The 26,190-nt window shown below is 61.6% G+C and carries 23 protein-coding genes; 5 read left to right on the forward strand and 18 right to left on the reverse strand.

Features of this window, described 5'->3' with window-relative positions; all coding sequences use genetic code 11:
• The first annotated feature begins 70 nt into the window (after window positions 1-70).
• On the forward strand, window positions 71-790 hold the full coding sequence (locus L6D74_RS00955; RefSeq protein ID WP_064600035.1) for a 16S rRNA (uracil(1498)-N(3))-methyltransferase: 720 nt from the start codon (window positions 71-73) through the stop codon (window positions 788-790).
• 4 nt (window positions 791-794) lie between these two features.
• On the opposite strand, the gene L6D74_RS00960 is transcribed toward L6D74_RS00955, so the two are convergent.
• On the reverse strand, window positions 795-1,697 hold the full coding sequence (locus L6D74_RS00960; RefSeq protein ID WP_236187487.1) for a transporter substrate-binding domain-containing protein: 903 nt from the start codon (window positions 1,695-1,697) through the stop codon (window positions 795-797).
• A gap of 41 nt (window positions 1,698-1,738) precedes the next feature.
• The gene (locus L6D74_RS00965; RefSeq protein WP_236187488.1) at window positions 1,739-2,980 is read right to left on the reverse strand and encodes a D-amino acid dehydrogenase; all 1,242 of its coding nucleotides are present in this window, start codon (window positions 2,978-2,980) and stop codon (window positions 1,739-1,741) included.
• Window positions 2,981-3,088: 108 nt separating this feature from the next.
• Here L6D74_RS00965 and L6D74_RS00970 point away from each other — a divergent pair, with 108 nt between their 5' ends.
• Complete coding sequence (locus tag L6D74_RS00970; RefSeq protein ID WP_085646957.1) at window positions 3,089-4,000, forward strand: LysR family transcriptional regulator; 912 nt, start codon at window positions 3,089-3,091, stop codon at window positions 3,998-4,000.
• Here L6D74_RS00970 and trhA read toward each other — a convergent pair.
• Entirely contained in the window at window positions 3,997-4,614 is a 618-nt protein-coding gene (gene trhA / locus L6D74_RS00975) for a PAQR family membrane homeostasis protein TrhA (protein WP_011336351.1), read from the reverse strand. The two genes, L6D74_RS00970 and trhA, sit on opposite strands and share 4 nt — an antisense overlap.
• Window positions 4,615-4,756: 142 nt before the next feature.
• On the opposite strand from trhA, the gene L6D74_RS00980 reads away from it, so the two are divergent.
• Window positions 4,757-5,677 (forward strand): LysR family transcriptional regulator, encoded by a 921-nt coding sequence (locus L6D74_RS00980; protein WP_085646958.1) that lies wholly within the window; start codon window positions 4,757-4,759, stop codon window positions 5,675-5,677.
• 201 nt (window positions 5,678-5,878) lie between these two features.
• Here the strand turns inward: L6D74_RS00980 and madM are convergent, their stop codons facing one another.
• From madM to mdcA, 9 genes are all read right to left on the reverse strand, one after another.
• Window positions 5,879-6,643 (reverse strand): malonate transporter subunit MadM, encoded by a 765-nt coding sequence (gene madM / locus L6D74_RS00985; protein WP_007953314.1) that lies wholly within the window; start codon window positions 6,641-6,643, stop codon window positions 5,879-5,881.
• A gap of 1 nt (window position 6,644) precedes the next feature.
• Window positions 6,645-7,061: a malonate transporter subunit MadL gene (madL, locus tag L6D74_RS00990; protein ID WP_064380127.1), complete on the reverse strand. Its 417-nt coding sequence runs from the start codon at window positions 7,059-7,061 to the stop codon at window positions 6,645-6,647.
• A gap of 64 nt (window positions 7,062-7,125) precedes the next feature.
• Window positions 7,126-8,046 carry a malonate decarboxylase subunit epsilon gene (gene mdcH, locus L6D74_RS00995; RefSeq protein WP_236187489.1) on the reverse strand — a complete coding sequence of 307 codons (921 nt, stop codon included), beginning with the start codon at window positions 8,044-8,046 and terminating at the stop codon, window positions 7,126-7,128.
• Window positions 8,043-8,663, reverse strand: a complete 621-nt coding sequence (locus tag L6D74_RS01000) for a malonate decarboxylase holo-ACP synthase (RefSeq protein ID WP_236187490.1) — start codon at window positions 8,661-8,663, stop codon at window positions 8,043-8,045. Before L6D74_RS01000 ends, mdcH begins: the two co-directional genes overlap by 4 nt.
• On the reverse strand, window positions 8,657-9,442 hold the full coding sequence (gene mdcE / locus L6D74_RS01005) for a biotin-independent malonate decarboxylase subunit gamma (RefSeq protein WP_236187491.1): 786 nt from the start codon (window positions 9,440-9,442) through the stop codon (window positions 8,657-8,659). The genes L6D74_RS01000 and mdcE overlap by 7 nt, the downstream gene beginning before the upstream one ends.
• Window positions 9,439-10,290 (reverse strand): biotin-independent malonate decarboxylase subunit beta, encoded by an 852-nt coding sequence (locus L6D74_RS01010; protein WP_236187492.1) that lies wholly within the window; start codon window positions 10,288-10,290, stop codon window positions 9,439-9,441. The genes mdcE and L6D74_RS01010 overlap by 4 nt, the downstream gene beginning before the upstream one ends.
• Window positions 10,283-10,582: a malonate decarboxylase subunit delta gene (locus L6D74_RS01015; RefSeq protein WP_039767948.1), complete on the reverse strand. Its 300-nt coding sequence runs from the start codon at window positions 10,580-10,582 to the stop codon at window positions 10,283-10,285. Before L6D74_RS01015 ends, L6D74_RS01010 begins: the two co-directional genes overlap by 8 nt.
• Entirely contained in the window at window positions 10,582-11,454 is an 873-nt protein-coding gene (locus tag L6D74_RS01020) for a triphosphoribosyl-dephospho-CoA synthase (RefSeq protein WP_236187493.1), read from the reverse strand. The genes L6D74_RS01015 and L6D74_RS01020 overlap by 1 nt, the downstream gene beginning before the upstream one ends.
• Window positions 11,454-13,124 carry a malonate decarboxylase subunit alpha gene (mdcA, locus tag L6D74_RS01025; RefSeq protein WP_236187494.1) on the reverse strand — a complete coding sequence of 557 codons (1,671 nt, stop codon included), beginning with the start codon at window positions 13,122-13,124 and terminating at the stop codon, window positions 11,454-11,456. Before mdcA ends, L6D74_RS01020 begins: the two co-directional genes overlap by 1 nt.
• Before the next feature lie 275 nt (window positions 13,125-13,399).
• Here mdcA and L6D74_RS01030 point away from each other — a divergent pair, with 275 nt between their 5' ends.
• Together L6D74_RS01030 and L6D74_RS01035 are read left to right on the forward strand one after the other, a co-directional pair.
• Window positions 13,400-13,762: a DUF6124 family protein gene (locus L6D74_RS01030; RefSeq protein WP_236187495.1), complete on the forward strand. Its 363-nt coding sequence runs from the start codon at window positions 13,400-13,402 to the stop codon at window positions 13,760-13,762.
• A 349-nt stretch (window positions 13,763-14,111) separates the two neighbouring features.
• Window positions 14,112-15,923, forward strand: a complete 1,812-nt coding sequence (locus tag L6D74_RS01035; protein ID WP_236187496.1) for a glycosyltransferase family 8 protein — start codon at window positions 14,112-14,114, stop codon at window positions 15,921-15,923.
• A 264-nt stretch (window positions 15,924-16,187) separates the two neighbouring features.
• On the opposite strand, the gene L6D74_RS01040 is transcribed toward L6D74_RS01035, so the two are convergent.
• The 6 genes from L6D74_RS01040 to pilG are packed head-to-tail and all read right to left on the reverse strand — an operon-like array spanning window position 16,188 to window position 26,053.
• Window positions 16,188-16,655 (reverse strand): chemotaxis protein CheW, encoded by a 468-nt coding sequence (locus L6D74_RS01040; RefSeq protein ID WP_236187497.1) that lies wholly within the window; start codon window positions 16,653-16,655, stop codon window positions 16,188-16,190.
• On the reverse strand, window positions 16,648-22,563 hold the full coding sequence (locus L6D74_RS01045; protein ID WP_236187498.1) for an Hpt domain-containing protein: 5,916 nt from the start codon (window positions 22,561-22,563) through the stop codon (window positions 16,648-16,650). Before L6D74_RS01045 ends, L6D74_RS01040 begins: the two co-directional genes overlap by 8 nt.
• Before the next feature lie 35 nt (window positions 22,564-22,598).
• A complete protein-coding gene (locus tag L6D74_RS01050; protein ID WP_064600068.1) occupies window positions 22,599-24,659 on the reverse strand; it encodes a methyl-accepting chemotaxis protein in 2,061 nt (686 codons plus the stop codon).
• A gap of 13 nt (window positions 24,660-24,672) precedes the next feature.
• The gene (locus L6D74_RS01055) at window positions 24,673-25,212 is read right to left on the reverse strand and encodes a chemotaxis protein CheW (RefSeq protein ID WP_007953327.1); all 540 of its coding nucleotides are present in this window, start codon (window positions 25,210-25,212) and stop codon (window positions 24,673-24,675) included.
• Between the two features lie 10 nt (window positions 25,213-25,222).
• Entirely contained in the window at window positions 25,223-25,588 is a 366-nt protein-coding gene (pilH, locus tag L6D74_RS01060) for a twitching motility response regulator PilH (RefSeq protein WP_011336365.1), read from the reverse strand.
• Between the two features lie 60 nt (window positions 25,589-25,648).
• The gene (gene pilG / locus L6D74_RS01065; RefSeq protein WP_007953330.1) at window positions 25,649-26,053 is read right to left on the reverse strand and encodes a twitching motility response regulator PilG; all 405 of its coding nucleotides are present in this window, start codon (window positions 26,051-26,053) and stop codon (window positions 25,649-25,651) included.
• Between the last annotated feature and the right edge of the window lie 137 nt (window positions 26,054-26,190).

Raw genomic sequence — 26,190 nt, forward strand, 5'->3', positions numbered from 1 at the left:
GCGGACGCAGAGCGTCCAATGAGGCATTCCCACGCAGAGCGTGGGAACGATCTACTTAAAGAGACCCACCATGAGACTGTCCCGCTTTTTTATCGACGCCCCGCTGAGCACTGGCGAACACGAACTGCCGGAAGCCCAGGCGCACTACATCAGCCGCGTGCTGCGCATGGCCGAAGGCGATGCGGTGCAGTTGTTCGACGGCTCCGGCCATGAGTTTCGCGGATCGCTGGTGGAAGTCGGCAAGAAGCGCGTGGTGGTGCAGATCGACGAGCAGTTCGCCGGTCAAGTCGAATCGCCGCTGCACATCCACCTCGGCCAGGGCCTGTCCCGGGGCGAGCGGATGGACTGGGCGATCCAGAAAGCCACCGAACTGGGCGTGACTGAAATCACCCCGATCTTCAGCGAGCGCTGCGAAGTCCGCCTCAAGGACGAACGCGCCGACAAACGCCTGCTGCACTGGCGTCAGGTGGCGATCAGCGCCTGCGAGCAATGCGGTCGTTCGCGGGTGCCGGTGATTCATCCACCGCTGTTGCTGGCCGACTGGCTGAAACAGACGCAAGCCGAACTGAAACTGGTGCTGCACCCGGTGGCCGAGCCGCTGGTCAGCCATGCCAAGCCATCAACGCTGGCGTTCCTGATCGGCCCGGAAGGCGGTTTGTCCGACGCCGAAGTCGAGCAGGCCAAGGCCAACGGCTTCCACGCCGCCCGCCTCGGCCCGCGCGTGCTGCGCACCGAGACCGCGCCGGTTGTGGCACTGGCGGTAGCGCAGCAACTGTGGGGTGATTTCTAACCCGTCACTGCACCGGATCACTGGTTGGTCTGGCGATGATTGCCTTGAGTTCGCTGGTCATCGGGAACTCAAGGTTCAGGCCCTTCGGCGGGATCGGCTGCTCGAACCACTTGCGGTAAATCCCGTTGATCTCCCCCGAGCTGTACAGGTCGGCCAACACGCCGTTCACCAGCGCAAGAAACTGCGGATCATCCTTGCGCACCATGCAGCTGTAGATTTCCCGCGACTGCTCCTCCCCCACCACGACCCAGTTATGCGGATCGCGCGCCTTGGCCCGCTCGCCGTAGAGCAACGCATCGTCCATGTAGAATGCCGCAGCGCGCCCCGATTGCAGCATCTGGAATGCCTCGCCGTGATCCTTGGCGCTGATGACGAACATGTTCAGTTTGTGGTCGAGGTTGTAGCTCTTCAGATAGCGCTCGTTGGTGGTGCCGGCGGTGGTCACCACGTTCTTGCCGCGCAGGTCATCGAAGCTTTTGATGCCGCTGTCCCTGGCAGTCAGGAGCTGACCTTTGACGTAGATGAAACCGTAGGAGAACGCGACCTGCTTCTGCCGTTCGGCGGTTACCCCGGTGGAGCCGCATTCAAGGTCGACCGTGCCGTTCTGAACCAGCGGAATCCGCGTCTGCGACGTCACCAGGTTGTACTTCACCTTCAGCTCCGGCAGCGCCAGTTGCTGCTGGATGCGCTCGACGATCTTGCCTGCCAGTTCCACCGAATACCCCATCGGCTGCCCGGTGTGATCGCCCACATACGAAAACGGCACCGACGCATCGCGATAACCCAGGGTGATGCTATTGGTGCTGGCAATCTTGCCGAGCGTACCGGTCAGCGGCACTTCATTGGCCTGCGCCTGAGCGCCGAAAACCAGCGCCAGAGTGCAGCCGAGCAACGTGATTTTTTGCATTGTTATTCTCCGTTGTGGGTGGGGTGTTTTAGCAGAAACCGTCACGCCGCACGGGGATTGAACCCGTGCAGATCAATGGATGTGCGCTGCTCGCCGATCAGTTCGCTGAGCAACTGCCCGCTGCCGCAGGCCAGGGTGAAACCCAGCGCACCGTGGCCGAGGTTGAGCCACAGATTGCGATACGCCGTGGCGCCCAACAGCGGAACGCCGGTGGGGGTGGCCGGGCGCATGCCGGCCCATTCGACGGCGGCGTCGTAGTGGCCGGCGTCGGGAAAGGTGTCGCGGGCCTGGCGCTTGATCAGCGCCAGCCGCTCGGGGTCCACCGCCGGGTCGAAACCGACGATGTCGACCATTGCCGCCACGCGCAGTTGTTCGCCGATACGCGCGTAGACGATCTTGCGGTCGTAGTCGGTGATGCTCACGTCCGGTGCTCGATGCACTTTGCCAATCGGCACGGTCAGGCTGTAGCCCTTCAGCGGATACAGCGGCAGGCGCAGGCCGGGCAGCGCGAGCAACGGGCTGCGATGGCCGGCGGCGATTACCAGTTGTTCGACCGGCAGGGTCTCTTCGCCAAGTTCAATGGCCGTGACGGCGCCGTGACTATGGCGAATGCCGGTGACTGCCTGACCGAGACGAAACTCGCAGCGACCCGACGCCTTCAAGCGCGCCGCCAACTGCTGGCAAAAGCCATGACAGTCGCCGACTTCCTCATCCGGCGTGTAGATCGCGCCTACAAACGGCGCATCGGCCAGTTCCAGTTCAAGTTGCGCACATTCGGCGGCGGACAACACCTGCTGTTGCTGCGGATCGGCGAGGCCTTTGCGTGCATGCTCGAAGCTGGCGGCGTTGCGGAAGGTCACCAGTTTGCCGTTGCGCCGCCAATTGAAACCGGTGAGCCCGTCGTCCTCACGCCAGCGTTTCAGGGTGCTCTGGCTGAACAACGCCAGACGCAACAGATGCGCGGCGTTTTCGCGGTTGACCGAGGTGCGGCACGCGGCGAGAAACGAGGCCATCCAGCGCCACTGCGCCGGGTCCAGGCGCGGGCGCAATTTCAGCGGTGAATCGCCGCGCAGCATCCAGCCGATTGCCTGCAACGGTACGCCGGCATCGGCCAGCGGCGCGACGTAGCGATAGGACAACTGGCCGCCGTTGGCAAAACTGGTTTCGCTGCCCAGCGACTGCCGCGCCTCGACCACCGTCACCTCGAAGCCGTCGCGCACCAGCGCCCAGGCCGTTGCCAACCCGATCACGCCGCCGCCGATGATGCACACACGCTGAGCCATGTCTGTCCTTAACCGTTCTTGAAGACGAGGCCAAGGTTAGGGTGAGGTGACAGGCGCCGAACAATGAATAAAGATGCCAGGCCTATAAACAAAGGTTATGGGATCATCATGCGCCTTCGTCACATCGAGATTTTCCAGGCCATCCGCCAGACCGGCTCGATCAGCGCCGCTGCGCAATTGCTGCATGTCTCACAACCGGCGGTGACCAAGGTCTTGCAGCACGCCGAGCAGCAACTGGGCTTTCCGTTGTTTCTGCGGGTGCGCGGCAAGTTGCAGGCAACCCCGGAAGCGCTGGAGCTGGAGCGCGAAGTCGATAAGGTCACCGAAAGCCTGCAAGGCGTGCGGCGTCTGGCCCAGAGCCTGCGCCGCGAACCCGGCCACAGCCTGCGGATCGGCGCGACCCCGGCGCTGGCGCTGTCGTTGCTGCCTCCAGCGATCCAGCAGTGGACCGCGCAGTTCCCGGACATCGCCTGCGAACTGTCGAGCGCCCACAGCCGCGAGCTGATGCAGAACCTGCTGATGCGCGAAGTGGACGTGGCGCTGACGTTGCAGCTGCCGGACCATCCGGGGCTGAAGGCCCAGGCATTGGCATCGGGGGTGCTGGTGGCGCTGGCGCCCAAAGGTTACTGGCCGGAGAAAGACTCCGGTCAGCCGTTGCCGCTGATGGCATTGGCCGGGGCGCCGCTGATCGGACTGTCCAGCGCGGACCCACTGGCAGCACGCCTCGATAGTTATCTGGAAGCGGTTGAACCGCCGCCGCGTGTGCGGATCGCCGTGCAGACGTATTCGCTGGCGCGAGCGATGGTGGAGTCCGGCGCCGGGGTCGCGGTGATCGATCCGTTCACCGCGCTGGGTGCCTCATCGGCCACCACCACTATCCGCCCTCTCGCCCCGCCGCTGCCGATCACGCTGTACGCGGTGACTCGCGCCACCGAACCACCGCCACATACGCTGAATGATTTGCTGCAGATCTTCAGTCAGCGCGCCAGCGAACAACTCGGCCGACTGATAGGCGCTTAAAGGACGTAAAACAGAATCGCCACAAAGTGCAGCAAACTCCCGGCGATCACGAACAGATGCCAGATCCCGTGGGCATGCCGCAACCGATGGTCGAGGGCAAAGAAGATGATCCCCACGGTGTACAGCACGCCGCCCGACGCCAGCCAGGCAAACCCCGCCGTCCCGAGCGCGGCGATCAGCGGCTTGACCGCCACCAGCACGATCCAGCCCATCACCGCGTAGATCACGATCGACAGGATCCGCGCCTCGGAGCGTGGCTTGATCTCCTGCAGGATGCCGATCAGCGCCAGCCCCCAGACAATCCCGAACAGCGTCCAGCCCCACGGCCCGCGCAGGGTCACCAGGCAGAACGGCGTGTAACTGCCGGCGATCAGCAGGTAGATCGAAAAGTGATCGACCTTCTTCATGATCGCTTTCTTGCGCCCGCGCACGCTGTGGTACACGGTGGACGCGCTGTAGAGCACCAGCAACGTAAAGGCATAAATCGCCACGCTGACGATCTTCCAAGGGCTGCCGTCGAGGCTGGCAATCACCAGCATCCAGACGCCCCCGACAAACGCCGCTACCGCACCGACCAGATGCGTCCAGGCGTTCAGTTTTTCTCCGTGATACATGTGTCGCACACCTCGATTTCATTTACCGCAACGCGCAAGGCTCGGGCCTTGAGCGTAAAAGCGCAATGTTTCCGTTCAACGCAGGCCTGCACCTGTCCTGATATTTGGGCACAATCGAGCGATACCAAGAAGAGTCCGCGCCATGCTGATCGACGAAGAATTGACCCTGAAGAAACTCGAGGTGTTCCTCGCCTTCATGCGCACCGGCAACCTCGCCCGCGCCGCCGCCGAGTTGCAGACCAGCAACGTCAGCGTGCACCGCGCGATCCATTCGCTGGAAAGCGCCCTGCGCTGTCCGCTGTTCAAACACGAAGGGCGCAACCTGACACCGCTGGAAAGCGCCTACGTGCTCGAAGAGCGGGCGCAGAAGCTGATTCAGGACGTGGTCGAAAGCGTGCGCCTGACCCGCGAAGCCGCCGGATTCTCGGCCGAGCGCTTCAAGCTCGGCTCACTGTATTCGCTGACGGTGAAGACCGTGCCGCAATTGATCATGGGTTTGAAGATCCGCCGCAGCGAACTCAACATCGACCTGATCCTCGGCTCGAACATCGACCTGCTCTACAAGCTGAAAAACATGGAAGTCGACGCGATCCTGGTGTCGCTGGACGACACCGTCAACGACCCGGACTGCGAGCAGATTCCGCTGTTTTCCGACGACATCTTCCTCGCCACCCCGGCGGATTCGCGATTCGCCCAGCGCAGCGAAGTGGACCTGGCGGAGGTGCGCGACGAAACCTTCATCACCCTCACCCAAGGCTTCGCCACCCATCAGGACGGTATTCGGGTGTTCAGGCAGGCGGGGTTCGAGCCGAAGGTGGCGATGCAGGTCAACGACATCTTCACCCTGCTGAGCATGGTCAGTTCCGGGGTCGGTTATGCGTTGCTGCCGGGGAGGATTGCGGCGGTGTACGAGAACCGGGTGAAGCTGATTCCGCTGCAGGAGAAGTACCGGTTGCAGCAGCACATTGGGGTGGTGTTTTTGAAGGCTAAAGAGCGGGATCCGAATCTGCTGGCGTTGTTGGCGGAGTGTCGGATGTATGCCAATCGCCAGACTGGGGTTTGATCAAGAGCAGATCAAGATCAAGAGCTTACCCCCTCACCCCAGCCCTCTCCCCCAAGGGGGCGAGGGGGAAAGGGAGCAGATCGGGGGCTTTTCAAGACCTGAGTTCGACTCAGAAATCTCAGGTCGATGTATAACGCCAAAACACCTCGGTCAGTCCCCTCTCCCTCCGGGAGAGGGTTAGGGTGAGGGTGCTTTTGACTGTTAGCCAACAATCCCGCGAACAATGAAGAACAGCAGCGAAGGCCCAAGCAGGCACCCAAGTCCGGTGTGGAACGTCGCCGTCAACGCCCCATAAGGCACCAACCGCCGATCCGTCGCCGCGAGCCCCGCCGTCACGCCACTCACCGTCCCGGCCAGCCCGCCAAACACCATCGCCGAGCGCGGGTTATCCAGGCCCATCCAGCGCGCCGCCACGGGCGTGCCGACCATCACCAGAATCGCCTTGATCAACCCGGTGGCAATCGACAGCGCCATCACATCCGACGTCGCGCCAATCGCCGCACCGGTCACCGGGCCGACAATGTAAGTCACCGCACCCGCGCCGATGGTGGTCATGCTCACCGCATCGCGATAACCGAACGCGTAAGCCATGCACGCACCGACAATGAACGGCAGGATCGTGCCCAGCAGCAGCGCAATCACGCCGATCATCCCGGCCTTCTTCGCCTCGGTCGCCTGCACTTCAAACGCCGTGGCAACAATGGCGAAGTCCCGCAGCATCGCGCCACCCATCAGGCCGATGCCGGAGAACAGCGTCAGGTCCGCCAGGCCCTTCTGCCCGCCGGTCATGGTGCCGCCGACCCAGGCCAGCACCAGGCCGATGACGATGGCAATCGCCGAGCCGTGAATCCGTCCGAAGGTCAGGCGTTTGGAGAGAATCACCGAGACCCACATGATCACGCCGACGAAGGCGAACGCGGTGATCAGACCGTTGTGTTCCAGACCCTTTTCAATGAGATCCCACATATCAGCGACCTCCTACCGGTGTGCCGACCGGGGAGATTTCCGCCGGTTCGTCGGGCAAAGGCTCGCCTTTATGGGTGCGGCTGATCAAAGCAATCGTGCAGCCACAGACCAGCACCGAACCGATCGCCGCCAGCACCGCCACCGGGCCGCCGTGCAGGGCGGTGACGACGTTCTGTTGCGCGGCCATCGCCACCACCACGGGAATGTACATGGCGCCCCAGAAGCCGACGCCCATCTCACAATCCTTGGTCATGCCGCCGCGTTTCTGCATCCACAACCGCGCGCAGATCAACAGGATCATCGCGATGCCGACCCCGCCGACGTTGGATTTGACGCCCAGAAGAACACCGAGCATGTCACCCATGATCACCCCTGCCAGCGTACAGATCGCCAGCAGCGCCACACCGTAAATAATCATTGTTGTAGTCCTCAAAGTGCATCGTCGAATTGTTTTTGTTGTTCGAAGCCTGAGTCGCAGCGGTCTAGAGTCGGCGGCCCTCCTCTTCACGCAACAGCGCCTGCAAGGTGTCGAGCCGGGCACTGTCGAAGGCAGTGACAGTCCCCTGTTCGAACACCCGGCGCGCCAGCCCGGTCAGCACCGCACCGGGCGGCAGTTCGATCTGTAGACGTACGCCGCGCTCGTAGGCGCTTTGTACGGTGCCGCGCCAGTCCACCACGCGGCACATGTTGAAGGCGAGATCGTCGCGCAGCGCTTCTACCTTGGTCACAGGCCTGGCGCGACTGCCGCTCAGGTAAGCGATGTTCGGTGTTTTCAGTTCTACCCTGGTGAACGCTTCGGCGAGGGTTTGCGCAGGCTCATCCAGCAACGGGCAGTGCGACGGCACGCTGACCGCCAGCCGTTTTGCCAGACCGGCGCCACGACTGCGCGCCAGCTCGGCGACCGCTTGCATCGCCTTGTCGCTGCCGGCAATCACCACCTGGTTATCGGCGTTGATATTGGCCAGGTACACCGGTGTTTCTGCGCCGTGCACCTGCGCCAGCAGCATTTCGACTGTGGATAATTGCAGGCCGATGATCGCGGTCATGCCGAAGCCCTGTGGATAAGCCTGCTGCATCAACTCGCCGCGCAGGCTGACCAGATGCAGCGCATCGCTGAAGCTCAATGCTCCGGCGACCACCGCTGCCGGGTAGGCACCAATGGACAGGCCGGCGACGTAATCTGCGGTGAGTCCGCCCTGCAACAACTGCCGCGAGGCTGCGACCCCGGCGATCAGCAGGCAAAGCTGAACCGCTCGGGTGTTGCGCAACGCTTCGCTGGAATCCAGTTGCAAGACATCTTCACCGAGGCTATCGCTGGCCTCGATCAGCGTTTCCCGAGGCAAACGCTGAAGCATGCCGGGTTGCTGCGCGCCCTGGCCGGGAAACACCAGCAGGCTGCTCACGCTGCCTGCTCCTGCGGGTTCCACGGATCAGACACCAGACAGGCTTCATGGGCGTTTTTCAGCAGCACCCGCGAAGCATTTCCGGCCCATTCGCGCAGGGCGACGGCACCGAACGGCGTCTGCAATTGCAGGTCGACCCGGCAGATCGCCTGATCGAGATGCGCCACCAGTTTGCGCGCCTGATTACGGGTGATGAGCTGCGGTGTACGCAGGATCAAGTCGAGATCGCTGCGCTCGTGCATCGCAGTAAATCCACTGGCCAGTTCAAACCCGGCACTGCCACTGACACCCCAGATCCAACCGCAATCATCGAGCACCGGCCGCAGTTGCCGCAGCGCCTGCATGACCGGCAGATCACGCGCGCTCTCTACATGACAAAGCGCTTCCGGGCTGACCCGACAGGCAATCGAATCGACAGACATAAACGCCGCCAGCCGCTGCTCGCGCAACCGACCGCGCACGCCCACCGCCACGAATCCGTCTTCACTCAACGCCCGCCGCACCACCACCGGTTGCCCGCCAGCCAGCGAATTAATCGCCCACTGCGGCGCTTCCGCTGGCAACTGCGCTGGCGTCATGCCCCACAGCAGGTCGTGGGCCAGAGGCGTGTTCACCACTGCGCCCTCAGCAATTCACGTACGCGGCTGGAGGCTTCGCGATTTTTCGCGCCGAGACGATTGCTCAAATCAGTCGCACCAATATCTTCGATGGCTTGCTTCAGGCATTCGCCGACCCGCGCCAGATCCTCCGCCGTCGGCTGTTCGATCTGCTGCACCGACAAGGTTTCCCAGAGCAATCCGAGGCTGGCATAGCTGTCGATGTCATAGGCCATCGGCGGCACGCTGGACGCCAGAGCTTCCAGTTCTTCGACGCTGCGCAACGTCACCCGTGCCGCCGAAGCCTTACCCATCGCATGCACCATCACCCCCGGATCGCGCAGGGCGATCAAGCGATTGGCCTGATATCCGTGAGCGAGAAACGCCCCGGACATGGCCTTGCCCACCAGCAGCGCAATCACCGGATGCCCGGCCAGCCGCGCGCGGGCATAAGCGTCCGCCGCGCCGGCCAGGGCCTGGTGAATGCCGAGGGCTTCTTCGCGGCGACCGTAGGCCTGGCTCGGCACATCGACGATCGCGATCAAGGGACGCTTTTGCGTTTTGTCCTGGTCGGCGGTGATCGCGTCATCCACCGATTTGGCCAGCCCCCAGCCTTCGAGCAAACCGACTTCGCCGTTGCAAGCGCGAGGGAAACGGTTTTGCGGATCGGCGACCACCGCGATAAAACGCCCGAGTGCCCCGTCGGCGACCTTCAGCGATGGCGGCAAACCTTCAACGGCATTCGCGCCAGCGCTCAAGGCGTTGAACCAGTTCAAACCGCGCACGGAATAACCACTCATGAGCGCTCTCCTTGATACAGATCGCGAACCACCGAAGGCTCGATTTGCTTGTCAGTGCCCAGGCTCATCAGGCGTTGCAGGAACCACTCGGCCCGTTGACTGCGCGGTTGCGCTGGCAGGCCCTGTTGCAGCAACTCGCCGACCTGCCCGCGAATCTGCGCCACGTCATCGGCGACATAACGGTCCACCAGACCACTGGCGAAACGTTGCTCGCCACCGGTCAGGCTCCAGATGAAGGGCCGGTCGCGAGAGTCGTATTCCTCGATCCCGGCTTCCTGCTCGATCACCTGCGGGCCGTTCAGGCCTAGGCGTGCTTCCTGGGTCACCAGCAAATAGCTGCACAGCGCGGCGGCAATCGACATCCCGCCAAAGCAACCGACGCTGCCGGCCACCACGCCAACCACCGGTTGGTATTGCTGCAGATCGACAATCGCCGCGTGGATGTCGGCAATCGCCGCCAAGCCAAGGTTGGCTTCCTGCAGGCGCACGCCGCCGGTTTCCAGCAGCAGGATGGCGCGGGTCGGGATGCCTTTGCGGTTGTCTTCGGCGGCCAGTTCCAGCGCGCCGGCGATTTTTGCGCCGCCGACTTCACCGAGGCTACCGCCCTGAAACGCGCCTTCAATCGCCGCAATCACCACCGGCAAACCGTCGAGGCTGCCCTTGGCGATCACCACGCCGTCATCGGCTTGCGGCACCACGCCCTGACGTTCGAGCCACGGCGACATGACGCGTTGAAACGGATCGAGCAGTTCGCGGAAGGTGCCGGCGTCGAGCAAGGCTTTCGCCCGCTGCCGTGCGCCGAGTTCGACGAACGAATGTTTTTGCAAAAGCGTTGAGGTGTCAGTCATGGCCGATCTCCTCGAAGCCTTGTTCCAGCCGCAGGCGCACCACGCCCGGGGTCGCGCCGAAGTCGTGAATATCGATGGCCATCGCTGGCGGTGTGGTGCCGTCGAACATCCGCGCAAACAGATGCTGCCAGCGCTGCTCGGCGCCATTGACCGAGGTCTGCACATTGATCGTCAGCTTGCCGGCCAGGCCCGGTTCGATCAGCACTTCCAGATCACCGGAACCGACACAACCGACCAGCGCCCGACCGCGCGGCGGCTGCCCGGCGGGGAATTCAAAGGATAAGGTTTCCATCAAAACGCTCCCTGAAGGATGCCGTCGCGCTCGATCCGGTCGAGCAGCAGGCTGGCGGCGAGCAAGTCGGCGGCGCCACCGGGCGAGGCATTCAATGCGATGAGTTGTTGATCGAGTTCGTGCAGGCGGCGGCGACCGGTGAGGCTGGCGCTGCCACCGGCGTCGAGCACTGCCTGGGCGCCGTGCTGCATCGCGTGCAGGCCCTGTTCGCCAGCACGGTACAGGACGCAGGTGTCGGCGAGGTCGGTCATGATTGCGAGCAAGGCATCGAGCCGGGCGTTCTGTTCGCCATGGCCGGCGGCGCGGCTGCGTTTGAGCTGCGGCAGGCCACGCTGCACTACGGACGGGAAGCCGAGTTGCGCTTCTTCCCGGGCGCCGCGAGCGCCATAGCGTTGGGCGACTTGGGCGCCATGGCTCAGCGGACGCGGCGCATAACAATCATCGAGCAACGCCAGACGCGCAGCGCGCAGGGTGACGGCGCCAGCGCTGATGGACTTCGTGTCCAGCGCAGCCGCCGTGACCAGCAGGCCCAACGCCCAGATCGCCCCGCGATGGGTGTTCACGCCATTGGTGGTGGCGAGCATCGCTTGCTCGCCTTCCCTTCCGATGCGGCCGATGGCTTCGCGCAGCGGCAAGCCGATTTCGCCGAACTCAAGCGCGGCCTCGGCCATTTCCTTGAACGCCGGCCACAGCGCCAGCGCCGAGGCGTGCATCAATCCCAGGTGCAGGTCGGTGTGCGCACCGTTGCCGCGACGGTCGACCAGCGCCGGTTTCGGCGACAGGTCGGCTTCGTCGATCAGCGCGTCCACGGCCAGATCCGCCAGCCGTTCGGCGAGGGTGATGGTTTTGGGTTGCAGGTTGAGTGCGTGCATTACCAGCTCCTGAACTTGGCGGGCGGGTTGTAGAGGCCGCCGGACCACTCGACCAGATCGGCCACGCTTTTCGCCGCCAGCAATTCGCGGGTGGCGTCGGTGCGGCGGATGCCAAGGTCTTCGGGCAAGGCAATCAGGCCTTCGCGGCGCATGCGTTCGGTGTCTTTCGGGTTGTGCCGCAGGCCGATGGCGGTGACGCCGGCCACCGCTGCGATCATCGCCTGACGCTCTTCCAGCGAACGCGCCTTGTACAGGTAGGCGATGCCCTCTTCGGTCAGCAGGTGGGTGACGTCGTCGCCGTAGATCATGATCGGCGCGAGCGGCATGCCGCTTTTCTTCGCCACCTCCACCGCGTCGAGGGTCTCGACAAAGGTCGGTTTGCCGCCCTCCTGGAAGGTCTCGACCATCTGCACCACGAGTTTTTTGCCACGTTCGAGCATCGGCTGCTGCGAATCGTCATGGCGCATATCGAGCCAGGCCGGAGTGCCGTGACGCCGACCACGCGGGTCGTGGCCCATGTTCGGCGCGCCGCCGAACCCGGCGAGACGACCACGGGTCACGGTGGAGGAATGACCATCGCCATCGACTTGCAGGGTCGCACCGATGAACAGGTCCACCGCGTATTGCCCGGCCAGTTGGCAGAACATCCGGTTGGAACGCAGCGAGCCGTCACGGCCGGTGAAGAACACGTCGGGACGAGCGGCGATGTAGTTTTCCATGCCCAGTTCGGTGCCGAAGCAATGCACGCTTTCGACCCAACCGCTTTCAATCGCCGGGATCAGCGTCGGGTGCGGGTTGAGCGTCCAGTTGCGGCAGATCTTGCCCTTGAGGCCGAGGGATTCGCCGTAGGTCGGCAGGATCAGTTCAATGGCCGCGGTGTTGAAACCGATGCCGTGGTTCAGCGACTGCACGTTGTGTTTTTCGTAGATCCCACGGATGGCCATCATCGCCATCAGCACGTGCACTGGTTTGATGTGGCGCGGGTCGCGGGTGAACAGCGGCTCGATGTAGAACGGCTTGTCCGCCACCACCACGAAATCGACCCACGACGCGGGGATGTCCACACGGGGCAGCTCGCTGACATCGTCCACCAGTTGGTTGACCTGGACGATGACGATGCCGTCGCTGAACGCCGCCGGTTCGATCAGCGCCGGGGTGTCTTCGGTGCTTGGGCCGGTGTAGATGTTGCCGGCGCGGTCGGCCATGAACCCGGCCGAGAGCACGACGTTGGGGATCAGGTCCACCACCAGCCGGGCGTAGAGTTCGATGTAGGTGTGGATCGCGCCGATTTCCAGCAGACCGTCTTCGAGCAACTGGCTGATGCGCAGGCTCTGGGTGCCGGCGAAGGAGAAATCGAGCTTGCGGGCGATGCCGCGTTCGAACAGGTCCAGATGCTCGGAACGGCCGACGCTGGGCATGATCATGTGCAGGTCGTGGAGCTTTTCAGGATCGGCCTTGGCCAGCGCACGCGAAAGGAAATCCGCCTGCTTCTGGTTGTTGCCCTCCAGCACCACACGGTCGCCCGGATGGATCAGCGCTTCGAGTGCCGCGACGATTTTGTCGGTGGGCAACACCGCACCGTCGGCCAGACCTTTGACCAACTCAAGACGCCGCTGCTTCTCGCTGCGCCGCCGCGACCATCGCGCGTCGGGGGATATTGTTGTAGTCATGACCACTCCACGGGTTCGCTGTCGTGGGGTCACAGTAGGAGGGTTGGGTAGGGGCATCAATCAAGCTGGGTGGTGGATTGTTACGGTCAGAGTAATGGTTGCCTGAACTGACGTCATCGCTGGCAAGCCAGCGATAGGGCCAGTGAGGCGACACAGCTTTGAGACATGCAACGTTTTCTTCATTTACCCCCGGATTTCCAGCCTGCGTACAGCTGCCACCCCTTCGCCTGGAAATCGAATGGTGCAGCTAAAAATCACTAAATGAAGGTACTACTATGTTCAAAGTCACTCCCAATCCCCCAGACACAAACTCCCAATCCCCCCACGAAGACGAAAAGCTCAAGAAAGCCGCCGAGCGCGCCTTCTCCCATTACTTCCCACCCGCGTCCGAAAAATCGGACAAGCGCCGAAAATTCCAGCTGTTCACCGTTGCGCCTGGTATCACTACCGAAGCCCTGCTGACCAATGCTTCCGAAGACTTGCTGTCCATCAGCGCCATTGCGGCGGATCTGGCGGACGATGTGGAGGGCTCGCGTCAGTCTGTAGCCTTGGCGTTAAGCCGTATGGCGGATGGCGTGCATTTGTTGGTGGAGCGGGCGTTGGATCATCAGGAGGCGTTGGCTCAGGCCAAGCGCTGACGCGAAACCTCTGTGGCGAGGGAGCTTGCTCCCGTTCGACTGCGCAGCAGGCGCTAAATATTCAGCGTGCTGGAGATAATGGGGCCGCAGCGCAGCCCAGCGGGAGCAAGTTCCCTCGCCACAAAAGCTATTGCAATGGCCCAGGCCAAGGTAATCGCTCACTAAAATGACATTTTCATCGCAAAACAATATAACTGACTGTCATTTTTGACAGGTGCGACTCAGTCGCCGGTTGAGTTAGTGTAAAACCCAATGAAATTCATAAATATTAAATTGTTGTCTATTGAACAACTATAGCTCCACTTTTTCCCTGGGCGGGTGAACGCATCGTCGCGAGAGGACTGCTTAGATGATAGATCTCCAAAAAAAGTCAATGATACTTGATTTGCAAAAATCGCTGGATTTAACGCAAAGAGACTATCGCATCTGCGATAAAAAAACACCTCGGGAAAATTTATCTGACCTTGAGGTATTCACAATAAGGTTTGCGTTAAACAGTACATCTACTGATGAACTAATACTGTTCTTGGATGGAATATATGGCAGTACCGATGGTCGATCCATTAGGACCTTGCTATCACTCGCGGTTCTCTATGGTGCGGATCGATTTATCGTTAATTTGATTTCTCATCCTTTATTTGAGTTTGTTACAGCATACTCAAAAGAATTAGTTGATTTAGCGTCTGGTCTATTGTGCAAGAATGAGATCGAATCCGCTAAAACCTTAATACAGTATCTTGTCGGCGTTTGCCCGTATGATCTGAAAATAAAAGCTTTAGAGCTGAGGCTGACTGCTGAATGTTATGGAGAAAGAGAGGTCGATGAGCTATTTTTAAAAATAACTCCTCAAGACTTTATGATGGAGTCAAGCCTCGCGGAATTTAGAATAGACTTTCTCTGTGAACATAATAGGCTGGATGAGGCAGGAAAGCTGATTGCTGGGTATTCGGAACTTTCATGCGTGCCATCATCGCTCCTAGGAAGAATTATTTATTACCATATTGAAGTGGGAAACTTTTTTATTGGTAGAGCGTTATTAAAATACTGGTTGCGCCCTGAATTTTGCTATCACACACAAATGCAAACTGTCCTACGGGTAATCGACAGCAAAGCAGGGGCTCAAGAAGTGGTAGGAATGATAGAGGATGTTGAAGGCTGGTATCGTTTTCCAGATTTGCTTTCTTGCAGAGAGGCAATTTCCTCCACTTATGGCTTAACGTCCGGATATGATTTATCTGATTCTGGTTTTTTAGATTTTAATACTTTTGGATCGCCACTGAAAAATCCAGATGCCAAAAACGTTATTCTTTTTTGTATTGATCGTTCTTATCGAGTCCCCGCACTCGTGGCAATTTTTGGCTTGGTAAGGGAAATGTCTCATTGTTCAGAGAAACCAGTGCTTGCACTATTTCTGCCTGAGGTAGAAATGCCATTCTGGATAATGATATCCCAACAATTGTCAAAGTTTGAGGAATGGCCAGATTTTTTACTAATTCACGAAAACATGCCAGACATCAGCAAGACCCGAGAGCATTACGGTTGCCTGAGTCTACGCACACTTCCACCTATGGCTTACGGTAGATTGTTCGCTATAAAAATGCTGTCCCGCCTAGGCTATGATAAGTTGCTTTATTTAGACGCTGACGTTGTGATAACTAACGATCTCACACCCATTTTTGCTACTAATCAGCTGGGTTACCCAGTGTCTGGCGCCGTAGATAGGCCGATAGATAAAGTTGTTCGAGCGATGAAGATTCATGGGATATCAAATAAAAAATACATGAATTCTGGTGTCATGTTATTTAATCTCAAGCATCCGGCAACCGAGGTCATTTTGAAAAAGGCAATAGGCTACGTATTGGACCCGGATGTAGAGTTAATATTTCACGATCAGTGCGCGATTAATCGAGCGCTAAAAGGTCATTTTCATCCACTACCCAGAAAATATAATACTTTTTTATTTCCCGGCATGTTGACTAACCGAGAAAGTGAGAGTGTCATACTGAATTTCTTAGACTGTCCAAAACCATGGGAAGTTGCTCATCGAGGTGGGCATGCGGTGTCCCTATGGCATAACCAAATGTCACTTGCAAAAAAAGATTCAGAAAAATTTGGGCTTGATGAGCTGGAGTGTGTGAATAAAGAAATGATGCCAAGTTAGTTTTATCAAATTAATAAGCGACGATTAGAAGCTCGGGGAAAATACGCAGGCGCCAGCGTCACAGGGGGTAGTGAACGGCTGAGTGGTTGGTTGGCAGCAGCTAAATGTCGCAAAGCGGCCTCTTGCGTCTTTCGGATGAAATGAACTGTCAGTAGCGCAGAATGTTTAGCGCGCTGGAAATAATGGGGCCGCTGCGCAGCCCAGCGGGAGCAAGCTCCCTCGCCACAAAAGCCGTCGCGTTGCCAGCTCTGAAACTGAGGTCGGTCAGACCAGGCCGGCGTTTACCAGCAACTCCTCCAGCGCCAACAAATCCGGCACCTTCGCCACCTGCTCCCCGACCTGCACCGCCGCCTGCTCCAGCGCACACAACGGCACGTCGACATAACTCAACTGGCTGTCGAGCTTGTACGAGCGCGGAATCCCCTGCACCAGCAGCGCGATGAACTTCAACTCCGGCCGCCCGCCCAGGGCATTGAGGATGACAATCCGTGCCCGCTCGCCGATGACGATTTTGTTGCCGCACGCCGACTCGAAACTCAGCAGCGGAATCTGCCGCTCACGCCAGGTCACCCGCCCCAGATACCACGGCGGTGTGTCGAGATCGAAGGCGCTGGACTGGTAGTCGATCAGCTCGGCGACGGCGACGTTGGGCAGGATCAGGTTGCGATCCGCCAGCGGCAGCAGCAGCCCGGTGAGCTGGCTGCTGCGTTGGTTGTGCCGGGGTTCATGCATGTTTTTTGCTCCACAGGGCGATGCTTTCGAGCAGCACCGATTCCTGGTACGGCTTGCCGAGGTAGTCGTTGACGCCGATGGCCATCGCGCGGTCGCGGTGTTTCTGTCCGGTGCGCGAGGTGATCATGATGATCGGCAGATGCTGCAGGCGTTCATCTTGGCGTACCTGGGTCGCCACTTCGAAGCCATCCATGCGCGGCATTTCGATGTCGAGCAGCATCAGGTCCGGCATGTGTTCTTCCAGCAGCAGCATGGCATCGACCCCGTCCTTGGCGGTCAGCACGTTCATGCCATGACGTTCGAGCAGGCGGCTGGTGACCTTGCGCACCGTCACCGAGTCGTCGACCACCATCACCAGCAACGGCTTGTGCGGTTCGCTCTCGATTTCATGGCCGGCCGGACGCTGCGGCAACCGCGCCTGCATCGCGCGGATCGGCGCCAGCAGGTCGAGAATCAGCACCACCCGGCCATCGCCGAGAATCGTCGCCCCCGAAACGCCCTGCACCGAGGCGAACTGCGGGCCGAGGCTCTTGACCACGATCTCGCGGGTGCCGGCCATCGTGTCGACCTGCACCGCGATGTGCCGGTCGTTGCACTGCACCAGCAAGACCGGCACCGGCAGGCTCTGGCCGGACAGTTTCGGCCGTGGCGCGGTTTTCAGCAGCTCGCCCAGATAGCACAGTTCATAACGCTGGCCGCCGTACTGATAAGTCGGCGGGTCGAGACGGAAATGCCCGTCCAGTTCATTCGGCAGTACGCGGACGATGCCGTCGATGGTGTCCAGCGGAATCGCGTATTGATCCTCGCCGCACTGCACCATCAGCGCACGGTTGACCGACACGGTAAACGGCAGGCGAATGCGAAAATGCACGCCCTGCCCCGGCACCGAATCGATGCTCATGGTGCCGCCCAGTTGCCGCACTTCTTCATGCACCACATCCATGCCCACGCCGCGCCCGGAAATCTGGGTGATTTTCTCGGCCGTGGAAAAACCTGGCTGGAGGATGAACTGCAACACCTCGCGGTCGCTGATCTCGGCGTCCGGCGCCAGCAGGCCGCGCTTGATCGCCTTGCGCCGCACGGCATCCAGCGGCACGCCGGCGCCATCGTCGCGGATGTCGAACACGATGTCGCCGCCCTCGCGGGACAGGTCGAGGCTGATCTGCCCCTGCGCCGGTTTGCCCGCCGCCAGCCGGACTTCGGCGGACTCCAGGCCATGGTCGACGGCATTGCGCAGCATGTGTTCCAGCGGCGCCGCCATGCGCTCGAGGACGTTGCGGTCCATCTCGCCTTCGGCGTTGCCGACGCTGAACGCCACGTCCTTGCCCAGCTCTTCGGCGACCTGGCGCACGATGCGTTTCAGACGCGGCAACATGCGCTCGAACGGCACCATGCGCGTGCGCATCAGGCCTTCCTGCAACTCGGTGTTGATCCGCCCCTGCTGCTGCAACAGGTTCTCCGCGTCGTGGGTGCGCCGGTCGAGGGTTTCCTTCAAGTCCAGCAAGTCGGAAGCAGACTCGAACAGCGCCCGTGACAACTGCTGCAACTGCGAATGGCGGTCCATTTCCAGCGGGTCGAAATCTTCGTAACCGAGGCGTTCGGCATCCACTTGCTGACGGCTGAGGATCCGCCCCTGGGTTTCTGTGTCGAGCCGGCGCAACTGGTCGCGCATGCGCTCGATGGTGGTTTCCATCTCGTGCAGGGCGGTCTGCGCATCGTTGACTTGCTGCTCGATGCGCCCACGGAAAATCGAGGTTTCGCCAGCGAGGTTGACCAGCTCGTCGAGCAGTTCGGCGGAGACCTTGACCATGTCCGCCCCGGTCTCGGGCGCCGGGGCCGCAGGCTCGGCCTTGACCGCAACCGGCGGCACGGGCGCCGGGGTTTGCACCGGCACGGGATGGCTGAAATTCTGGATCGCGCTGATCAGCCGGTCCGCCGGCGGACACGGCTGACCGGCGCGCACCCCGTCGAGCATCTGCGCCAAGCGGTCATGGCCGCGCTGCAACAGCGCGAACAGTTCGGCGCTGCCCTGCAGGGTGCCGGCAGACAGGCTTTCGTAAAGGTTTTCCAACTCATGAGCAAGGTCGCCGATCGGGCCGATTTCCACCATCCGCGCGCCGCCCTTGAGGGTGTGCAGATCGCGCAGCAGGGTTTCCACTTCCTGGCGATTGCCGGGTTCGGCCTGCCAGCGCAGCAACGCGGCGCCGGAGTTTTCGATGATGTCGAAACCTTCCTCAAGGAAGATCTCCAGCAGCTCCGGATCGTGCCCGGGGCCGTCCTGTGTGGCGGAAGCGGTCGGCGTCTCAGGACTGGCGCTCGGGCCCTGGCGAAAGCGGCGGATCGCCTCGATCAGGTCCTGCGCCGGATCCAGCGGCTGGTGCCGGTGCAACTGTTCGAGGAACAGCGCCAGGCGCTCGTGGCTCTGGCGCAGCAATCGATCCAGAGCTTCGCTGTGGCTGTACCGACGATCCACCAGCCCTTGGTAAAGGCCTTCCAGCTCATGGGCCAGATCACCGACGGCCGCCACCTCGGCCATACGCGCGCCGCCCTTGAGCGTGTGCAAATCCCGTTGCAGCGACGACAGCGGTGCGCCGTTTTCCGGATCCTTCAGCCAGCGCTGCAAGGCTTGGCCGGCGCTGTCGAGAATGTCCACCGCCTCTTCGAGGAAGATCTCGACGATCTCGTCGTCCGGCCCGCTGTCGGCGCTGTGTTGTTGCAGTTCGGCGGTGGCGCTGCCCAGTTCGCGGATGCTCGTGGTGCGGCTGCCATCGCTGCGGATCAGGCCCATGGCCGACGGGTCGAGGCTCTCGTCGAGCAGTTCGTGCAAGGCGCGGATGCGTTGCGGTTGCGGGGTGATTTCCTGGCCGGCGGCCAGTTCGTCGAGCATGTTGATCAGCGCTTCATGAGCCTGCTGCGCCTCATGGAAAAACCGCTCGCTGACCGCCAGGCTGCTTTCTTCGACCGCACCGTATAGATCGAGCAAGGCTTCGCACAGCACATCCACCGGCAGCAGATCCGCCAGGTGTGCGCCCTCGCCCAGGGTGGTCAGCTCATCCAGCAGCGCGCTGAGTTCCTGACGTTCGCCGGGGTGCTGCTGCCAGCGCTGCAAGAGGCTTTCGGCGTCGAGCAGGATGTCCATGCCTTGGGCCAGGAAGTTGTTGATCAGTTGCGGATCGCGCTTGACCCGCACCGCACTGCTCGGGGCATTGAGGATCGATTCCAGACGCTCGCCGAGCAGGGTTTCGGTGCGTTTGATCAGCGACTGCGCGCCGACAATCGGCGCCAGCGGATCGTGTTTGAGCTGACGCAGACCGACGCGAAACAGGCCCTCGGCTTCGAGCAGCAGTTCCACTTCGTCGAGGTCTAGCGCCAGTTGATGGGCCTTGAATTCCCGGGCCAGTTTATCCAGCGGCGCCGCCAGTTCGGCAATCGGTGACACCCCCGCCATCGAGGCGCTGCCCTTGAGGGTGTGCAGGGCTCGTTGCAACTCGTCGCTGGCCTGCAACGGCACATGCTCGGCAGCCTGATCGAGGAAGCGATTGAGGCTGGCGAGGTGAGTCTCGGCTTCGTTGCGGAAGATCTCCAGCAACAGCGGATCGAGGGCCGTGACATCTTCCACATCTTCGGCGGGCAGCGGCGTGTCGCCCTTGGCCAGCGCATGGGCGCGGGCCGCCAGTTGATCGACATCGTGGCGCTGGCGCTGGCCGTTGGTGGCGAATTCGGCGATCAGGTCCGGCAACAGCAGCAGCGTGTCGGCCAGCAACTGGCGCACCGCCGGGCCGGGTTCGACGCTGTGTTCCAGCACGCGGTTGAGCAGGTTTTCCACCGCCCATGCCAGCTCGCCGAGGACCAGCGCGCGCACCATCCGGCCGCTGCCCTTCAGCGTATGGAAGCCGCGGCGCAGCTCACTGAGGGCGGCGCGGTCATCGGGCTCGGCAGACCAGCGCGGCAGGTAGTCGCTCAGCACCTCGAGCACTTCCCCGGTTTCTTCGAGGAACACTTCGCGCAGCTCGTCATCCACCGGTTCTTCATCGGCCGGTGGTGGCAGCAGGCTGCCCGGCGTGGTCAGCGCCGGCGGGTTGACCGCCGAGACCGGGCTGGCCAGCACTTCGGCCAACGACTGCACGATCTGCGGGTCGTCCAGCTCCTGTAAATCCTGCATCACCAGCGCTTCGCTGGGGCTGAGCACATCGTCGAGCACCGGCACATGCGGCTCGCCGGGCTGTTCGTCAGGAAAAAAACCGAGACTGGCGAGGCTTTTCTGCGCGATATCCAGCAAATGTTCGCTGGGTGCCTGCGGATCGTCGGTCAGGCGCTCGAGGTAATACTCGAGGCTAGTGATGGCGTCGGCGAGGCTGTCGAGTTGCTGCCAGCCCGGCTCGTGCGGGTCGAGCAACAGGTGCTCGCGGATAAATCCGTTACAGGCTTCGAGCAGGCTGGCCGCCCGCGCCAGCGGAATCATCGCCAGCGCACCGCGCACCTGGGTCAGCAGCGCCGGCAGGCTTTGCAGTTGCTGGCGGTCCCAGTCGGCGTCGATGTAGTCGACGATCATGTCCTTGGCCTGTTGCAGACAGATGCGCGCTTCCTTGATCACGATCTGATGAATCTGCGTCAGGTCGGTGGTCGGCAGCCGCGAGTCATCCGGGCTCTCCGGCTCCACCGTACCGACCATCCCGGCCAGCGTCGCCTCGACGTAGAGCAAGGCGCCGGCGACGTCCATCAGCGTGGCGTCGTTCGGTTCGCGCTGGCCCTGCGCGAGGCTGAGCACCACCGCCAGTTGATCGATGATCACCTTGCGCGGCTGGCCGAAACCGAGCACCGCCAGGGTGTCGGCGATCTGGCGCAGCGGCGCCAGCAGGCTGTCCAGGTCCGAGGCGTGCTGGCGGTCGCTGCGCACGAACAGGTCGAGGCGTTCCTTGACCCGCACCAGCTCTTCGCACAGCGCCGCGAGCACCGAGCGCATGGCATCGCGGTCAGGGCCGGCCAGGCGCGCGCGTTCTTCGTCGACCATCGCGCTGTCGGGCAGCGCGTCGTCCAGGGAGTAGCGATCTTTCATGGTCAGCATCTGCCCGGTGGGGTGTTCGGCTTTGGCGATATAAAACAGCAGGCTTTTCAGCAGTTCAGGCGGTGGCGGCTGGTTAAGGCCGGGCATGCCCTGTTCGAGCAGGCGCTTGAGTTCCTTGTCGGCGTCCTTGAACAGGCTGCGCAGCGCCGGGCTGTTGGCGATTCGCCCTTCACGCATGCCTTCGACCAGCGCCGAGGCGACTTGCCACAACGGGCTCAGCGGCGAGTTACCGCTCAACGCTTCGAGGCGGGTGAAGACCTTGGCCAGATAACCGAGGTGCGTCTGGTCATCCTGTTCGCGGAGCAATCCGACCAGCGCCATTTGCAGCATCTGGCGCAATTTGCGCAGCACATTCGGCAGCTCTGCCGGCTCCAGCAGCGCCAGGGTTTCCTCGCCCAAAGACGCAAGTTCAGGCAACTGCGGGCTGAACAGGCTGGTTTCCGACAACAGGCTTTCGCCCCGGGCGCTGCGCAAGTCGTTGATCAGCGGCAGCACCACCAGTGGCAGGTCGCGGCGGGCGCCCTGCACGCGGTCGAGGTAGATCGGCAATTGACCCAGCGCCTGCAACAGCAAGTGCAGCGCTTCGTCACGGTGGCTGACGCGGTCGTTCTGCAACGCTTCGACCAGGTGTTCCATTTCTTCGGCGAGCAATGCCGCGCCGTAGAACTCGACCATCTGCAGGCTGCCGTGCACCTGATGGATGCAGGCCAGGCATTCGTCCAGCCCGGGCACGGACTGCGGATCGTCGAGCACGGCTTCGATGGCCTGATGCGCCTGCCTCAGCGTCTCGGCGATTTCACCCTTGACCCATTCAAGGGCCACGTAATCGTGCCGGTCACCCATAACCACTCCGCTCGACATTGCCTCGCCCGCAGGCCTCACGCCTTGTCCGAGACGGGCGCAGACGCCGCCGGCAAGGTGAACCCGGACACCGAGCGACGCAACTGGCTGGCCATTTTCGCCAGGTTGCCGATGCTCTCGGCGGTAGCCGTGGAGCCGGACGAGGTCTGCGAGGTGATCTGCTGGATCACGTTCATCGTCAGGGAAATCTGCCCGGCCGAAGACGTCTGCTGCTGCGCCGCGTTGGAAATGCTCTGGATCAGCGCCGCGAGGGTCTTGGACACGCCTTCGATTTCTTCCAGGGCCACCCCGGCATCCTGCGCCAGCCGCGCGCCGCGCACTACTTCGGTGGTGGTCTGCTCCATGGAAATCACGGCTTCGTTGGTGTCGGTCTGGATCGCCCGCACCAGCGTCTCGATCTGCCGGGTCGCGGCGGACGAGCGCTCGGCCAGCCGCTGCACTTCGTCGGCCACCACGGCAAAACCGCGCCCGGCATCACCGGCCATCGACGCCTGAATCGCCGCGTTGAGGGCGAGGATGTTGGTCTGGTCGGCAATGTCATCGATCAGGCTGACGATGTCGCCGATTTCCTGGGACGACTCGCCCAGACGCTTGATGCGCTTGGCGGTGTCCTGGATCTGTTCGCGAATGTTGTCCATGCCGTGGATGGTGTTGTGCACCACTTCGTTGCCCTTGTTGGCAATCTCCACCGAACGCTCGGCCACTGCCGAGGATTCGGCGGCGTTGGCTGACACCTGATCGATCGACTGAGCCATGTCGCTGATCGCGGTCGAGGCTTCGGAAATCTGCTGGGCCTGATGCTCCGAGGCCTGGGCCAGATGCATGGCGGTGGCTTGGGTTTCCTGCACCGCAGCGGCGACCTGGCCGGCGGTGAGGTTGATGGTGGCGACCAGATCGCGCAACTGGTCGACCGAATAGTTGATCGAGTCGGCGATGGTTCCGGTGAAGTCTTCGGTCACCGAGGCGGTCACGGTCAGGTCGCCGTCGGCGAGGTCTTCGATCTCGTCGAGCAGGCGCATGATCGCGTTCTGGTTGCGTTCGTTCTTTTCGGCGGTCTCGCGCAACTGACGGTTGGTTTCCCGGACCATGACCAGGCCGATCAGGATGATCGAGGCCAGCGCCAGCAGGCCCAGTACGTAGCCGCCGATGGTGTCGGTGTTACGCCCGCCGGCAAGGTTTTCGAAACGGCTGGCCAGGTGCGAGGCTTCGTCGAGCAAGGTCTGCGACAGGCTGAAAATATTGGTGGCCGACTCACGGACCTTGAACAGCTCCGGCGAGGTTTCGAGGATTTCATCCACCGAACCCGAGACGAACTGGAACAGCTCGGAAATCTCGCTCAGACGCGCACGGGCATCGCGGTCTTCGACCTGGCTGATCTTCAGCGCCGGGTTGCCTTGCAACATGCCGTTGAGCACTTGGCCGAAGCGTGCGGCATCGCGGCCGAACGCGTCGGCAGCCTGCTGGGAGTTTTCATCGCCCGAGAGCACGGTGTTCACCGCACCGAGAATCCGCTCGGCCAGCAGCGACTGACGCTGGGCCATCGCCACCTGCGCCGCCGGCGCACCGCGTTGCAGGAGGATTTCCACGACCTTTTCGTATTCGATCTGCAACTGCGGCACGGTTTCGGCCAGGGTCGCGGCCACTTGATGCAGGGACAGCACGGTCTGCTCGCTGGAGAGAATCGCGTCGGTGTTTTTCAGCAGGCGTTCCCAGTCCAGCTGCACGGCGCGCATTTCCGGGCGCACGACGGATGGCGCCGGCGGCAGGCCGGTGCTCGGGTCGCCCTTCTTGAGGTAACCCCAGCGCTGGGCGAAGTCGTTGCGCGCATCGCTGAGCAGTTTGAACGCGGCGGCTTTGCCGGCGGCAGCCTCGGTGGCGTTCTTGGCGATCCGCTGCGACAGCACCCGCAGCTCGCCGGCGTGGCCGATGTACTGCTTGTCGTAGTTGGCCTGGGTGTTGAGGTAAGCGAAATTGGCGAACAGCAGCATGATGAACACGATCAGTGCGATAAACAGCACGATGATCTGCGAGCGGCTGCGCGAGCCTTCTGCGGGCTTGCCTGTTTTTGCTTTGATCATCGGTCCTCGCCTGTTAAACCGCGACGTGCATGAAACTCGGTGACTGCGCCAGCGCAAACAGGCTGAACACCCGCCAGTTCTGCTCGCGCCGGAAATAGCCCTTGATGAACTCGCCTTTGGAGCCCTGCCGTTTACTGATCGAGACGGATTCGAAACTGTCCTGCTCGAAGTGCTGCAGGCCGAAGACTTCATCGACCAGCAACCCGGCAAACACGTCCTGATGCTCTACCACCAATACCCGCCGCTGTTTGCGCATCGGTGACAGCTCATGGCCGAAAAAGCCGCACAGGTCCATGACCGGCAGCAGCCGTCCGCGCAGATTGGCCACGCCCTTGACCCATGGCTTGACGCCCGGCAGCTGGGTGACACGCAGTTCGGGCAGCACTTCGCTGACTTCGCCCATCGGCGTGACGTACCAGTGCTCGCCCAGACGAAAGCCGATGCCGCTCCAGCGATCCTGGCGCGCCGGTTGCGACGGCAGGTCCGCCGCCAGCAGGCGACAGCGCTGGTCGATCTGCCACAACAGTTCGAACGCGGTCAGCGACTCGCTCATGGCGGCGCGATCAACCGGCCAGCACGTTGTTCAGGGTCTTGATCAGCGTGTCTTCGTCGACCGGTTTGGTCAGGTAGTCCCTGGCGCCCTGGCGGGTGCCCCAGACCTTGTCGGTCTCCTGATCCTTGGTGGTGATGATGATCACCGGGATGTGGCTGGTTTCCGCATCCTTGGTCAACTGGCGGGTAGCCTGAAAGCCGTTGAGGCCGGGCATGACGATGTCCATCAGCACCGCGTCGGGTTTTTCCTGGCGGGCCAGGGCCACGCCGTCGGCGCCGTTTTCGGCTTTCAGCACTTCGTGCCCGTGCTTTTCCAGCATGCCGGTGAGTTTGTACATTTCGGTCGGCGAGTCATCGACGATCAGGATACGTGCCATGGTCTTCCCCATTTTTCTTGTCGACACCGGGCCCGCTGGCCGAGCGTCTCTGTGCGTGTCTTACTGCGGCAAAGCGGCAGCGAAGCCCGGAACATGGGCCGAGATCGCGTCGAGCAGTTCTTCCTTGCTGAAAGGCTTGGTCAAAAATTGATCGGAACCGACAATCCGCCCCTTGGCCTTGTCGAACAGCCCGTCCCGGGACGACAGCATGATCACCGGCGTGCCCTTGAACGCATTGTTGTTCTTGATTAAAGCGCAGGTCTGATAACCATCCAGACGCGGCATCATGATGTCGACAAAGATGATCCCGGGATGGTGGTCGGCGATCTTCGCCAGAGCGTCAAAACCGTCGATCGCGGTGATGACTTCGCACCCTGCATTTTTCAACAGGGTCTCGGCGGTGCGACGAATCGTTTTCGAGTCGTCGATCACCATGACCTTCAAGGCGCTGGACTGCTGTTCCATAAGGGGGCTCTACCGTCGCCTTTGCGAATCAATTTGTCCGTTTTGCGATGCGTAATGGCTGGAAACCCTTGATGTTCAAGGGCCAGCACGACATGGCAGCCTTTTTAGCACAGTCTCCTGATCCAATCTATCGACGG

The sequence above is a fragment of the Pseudomonas pharyngis genome (assembly GCF_021602345.1).
Taxonomy (GTDB): Bacteria; Pseudomonadota; Gammaproteobacteria; order Pseudomonadales; family Pseudomonadaceae; genus Aquipseudomonas; species Aquipseudomonas pharyngis.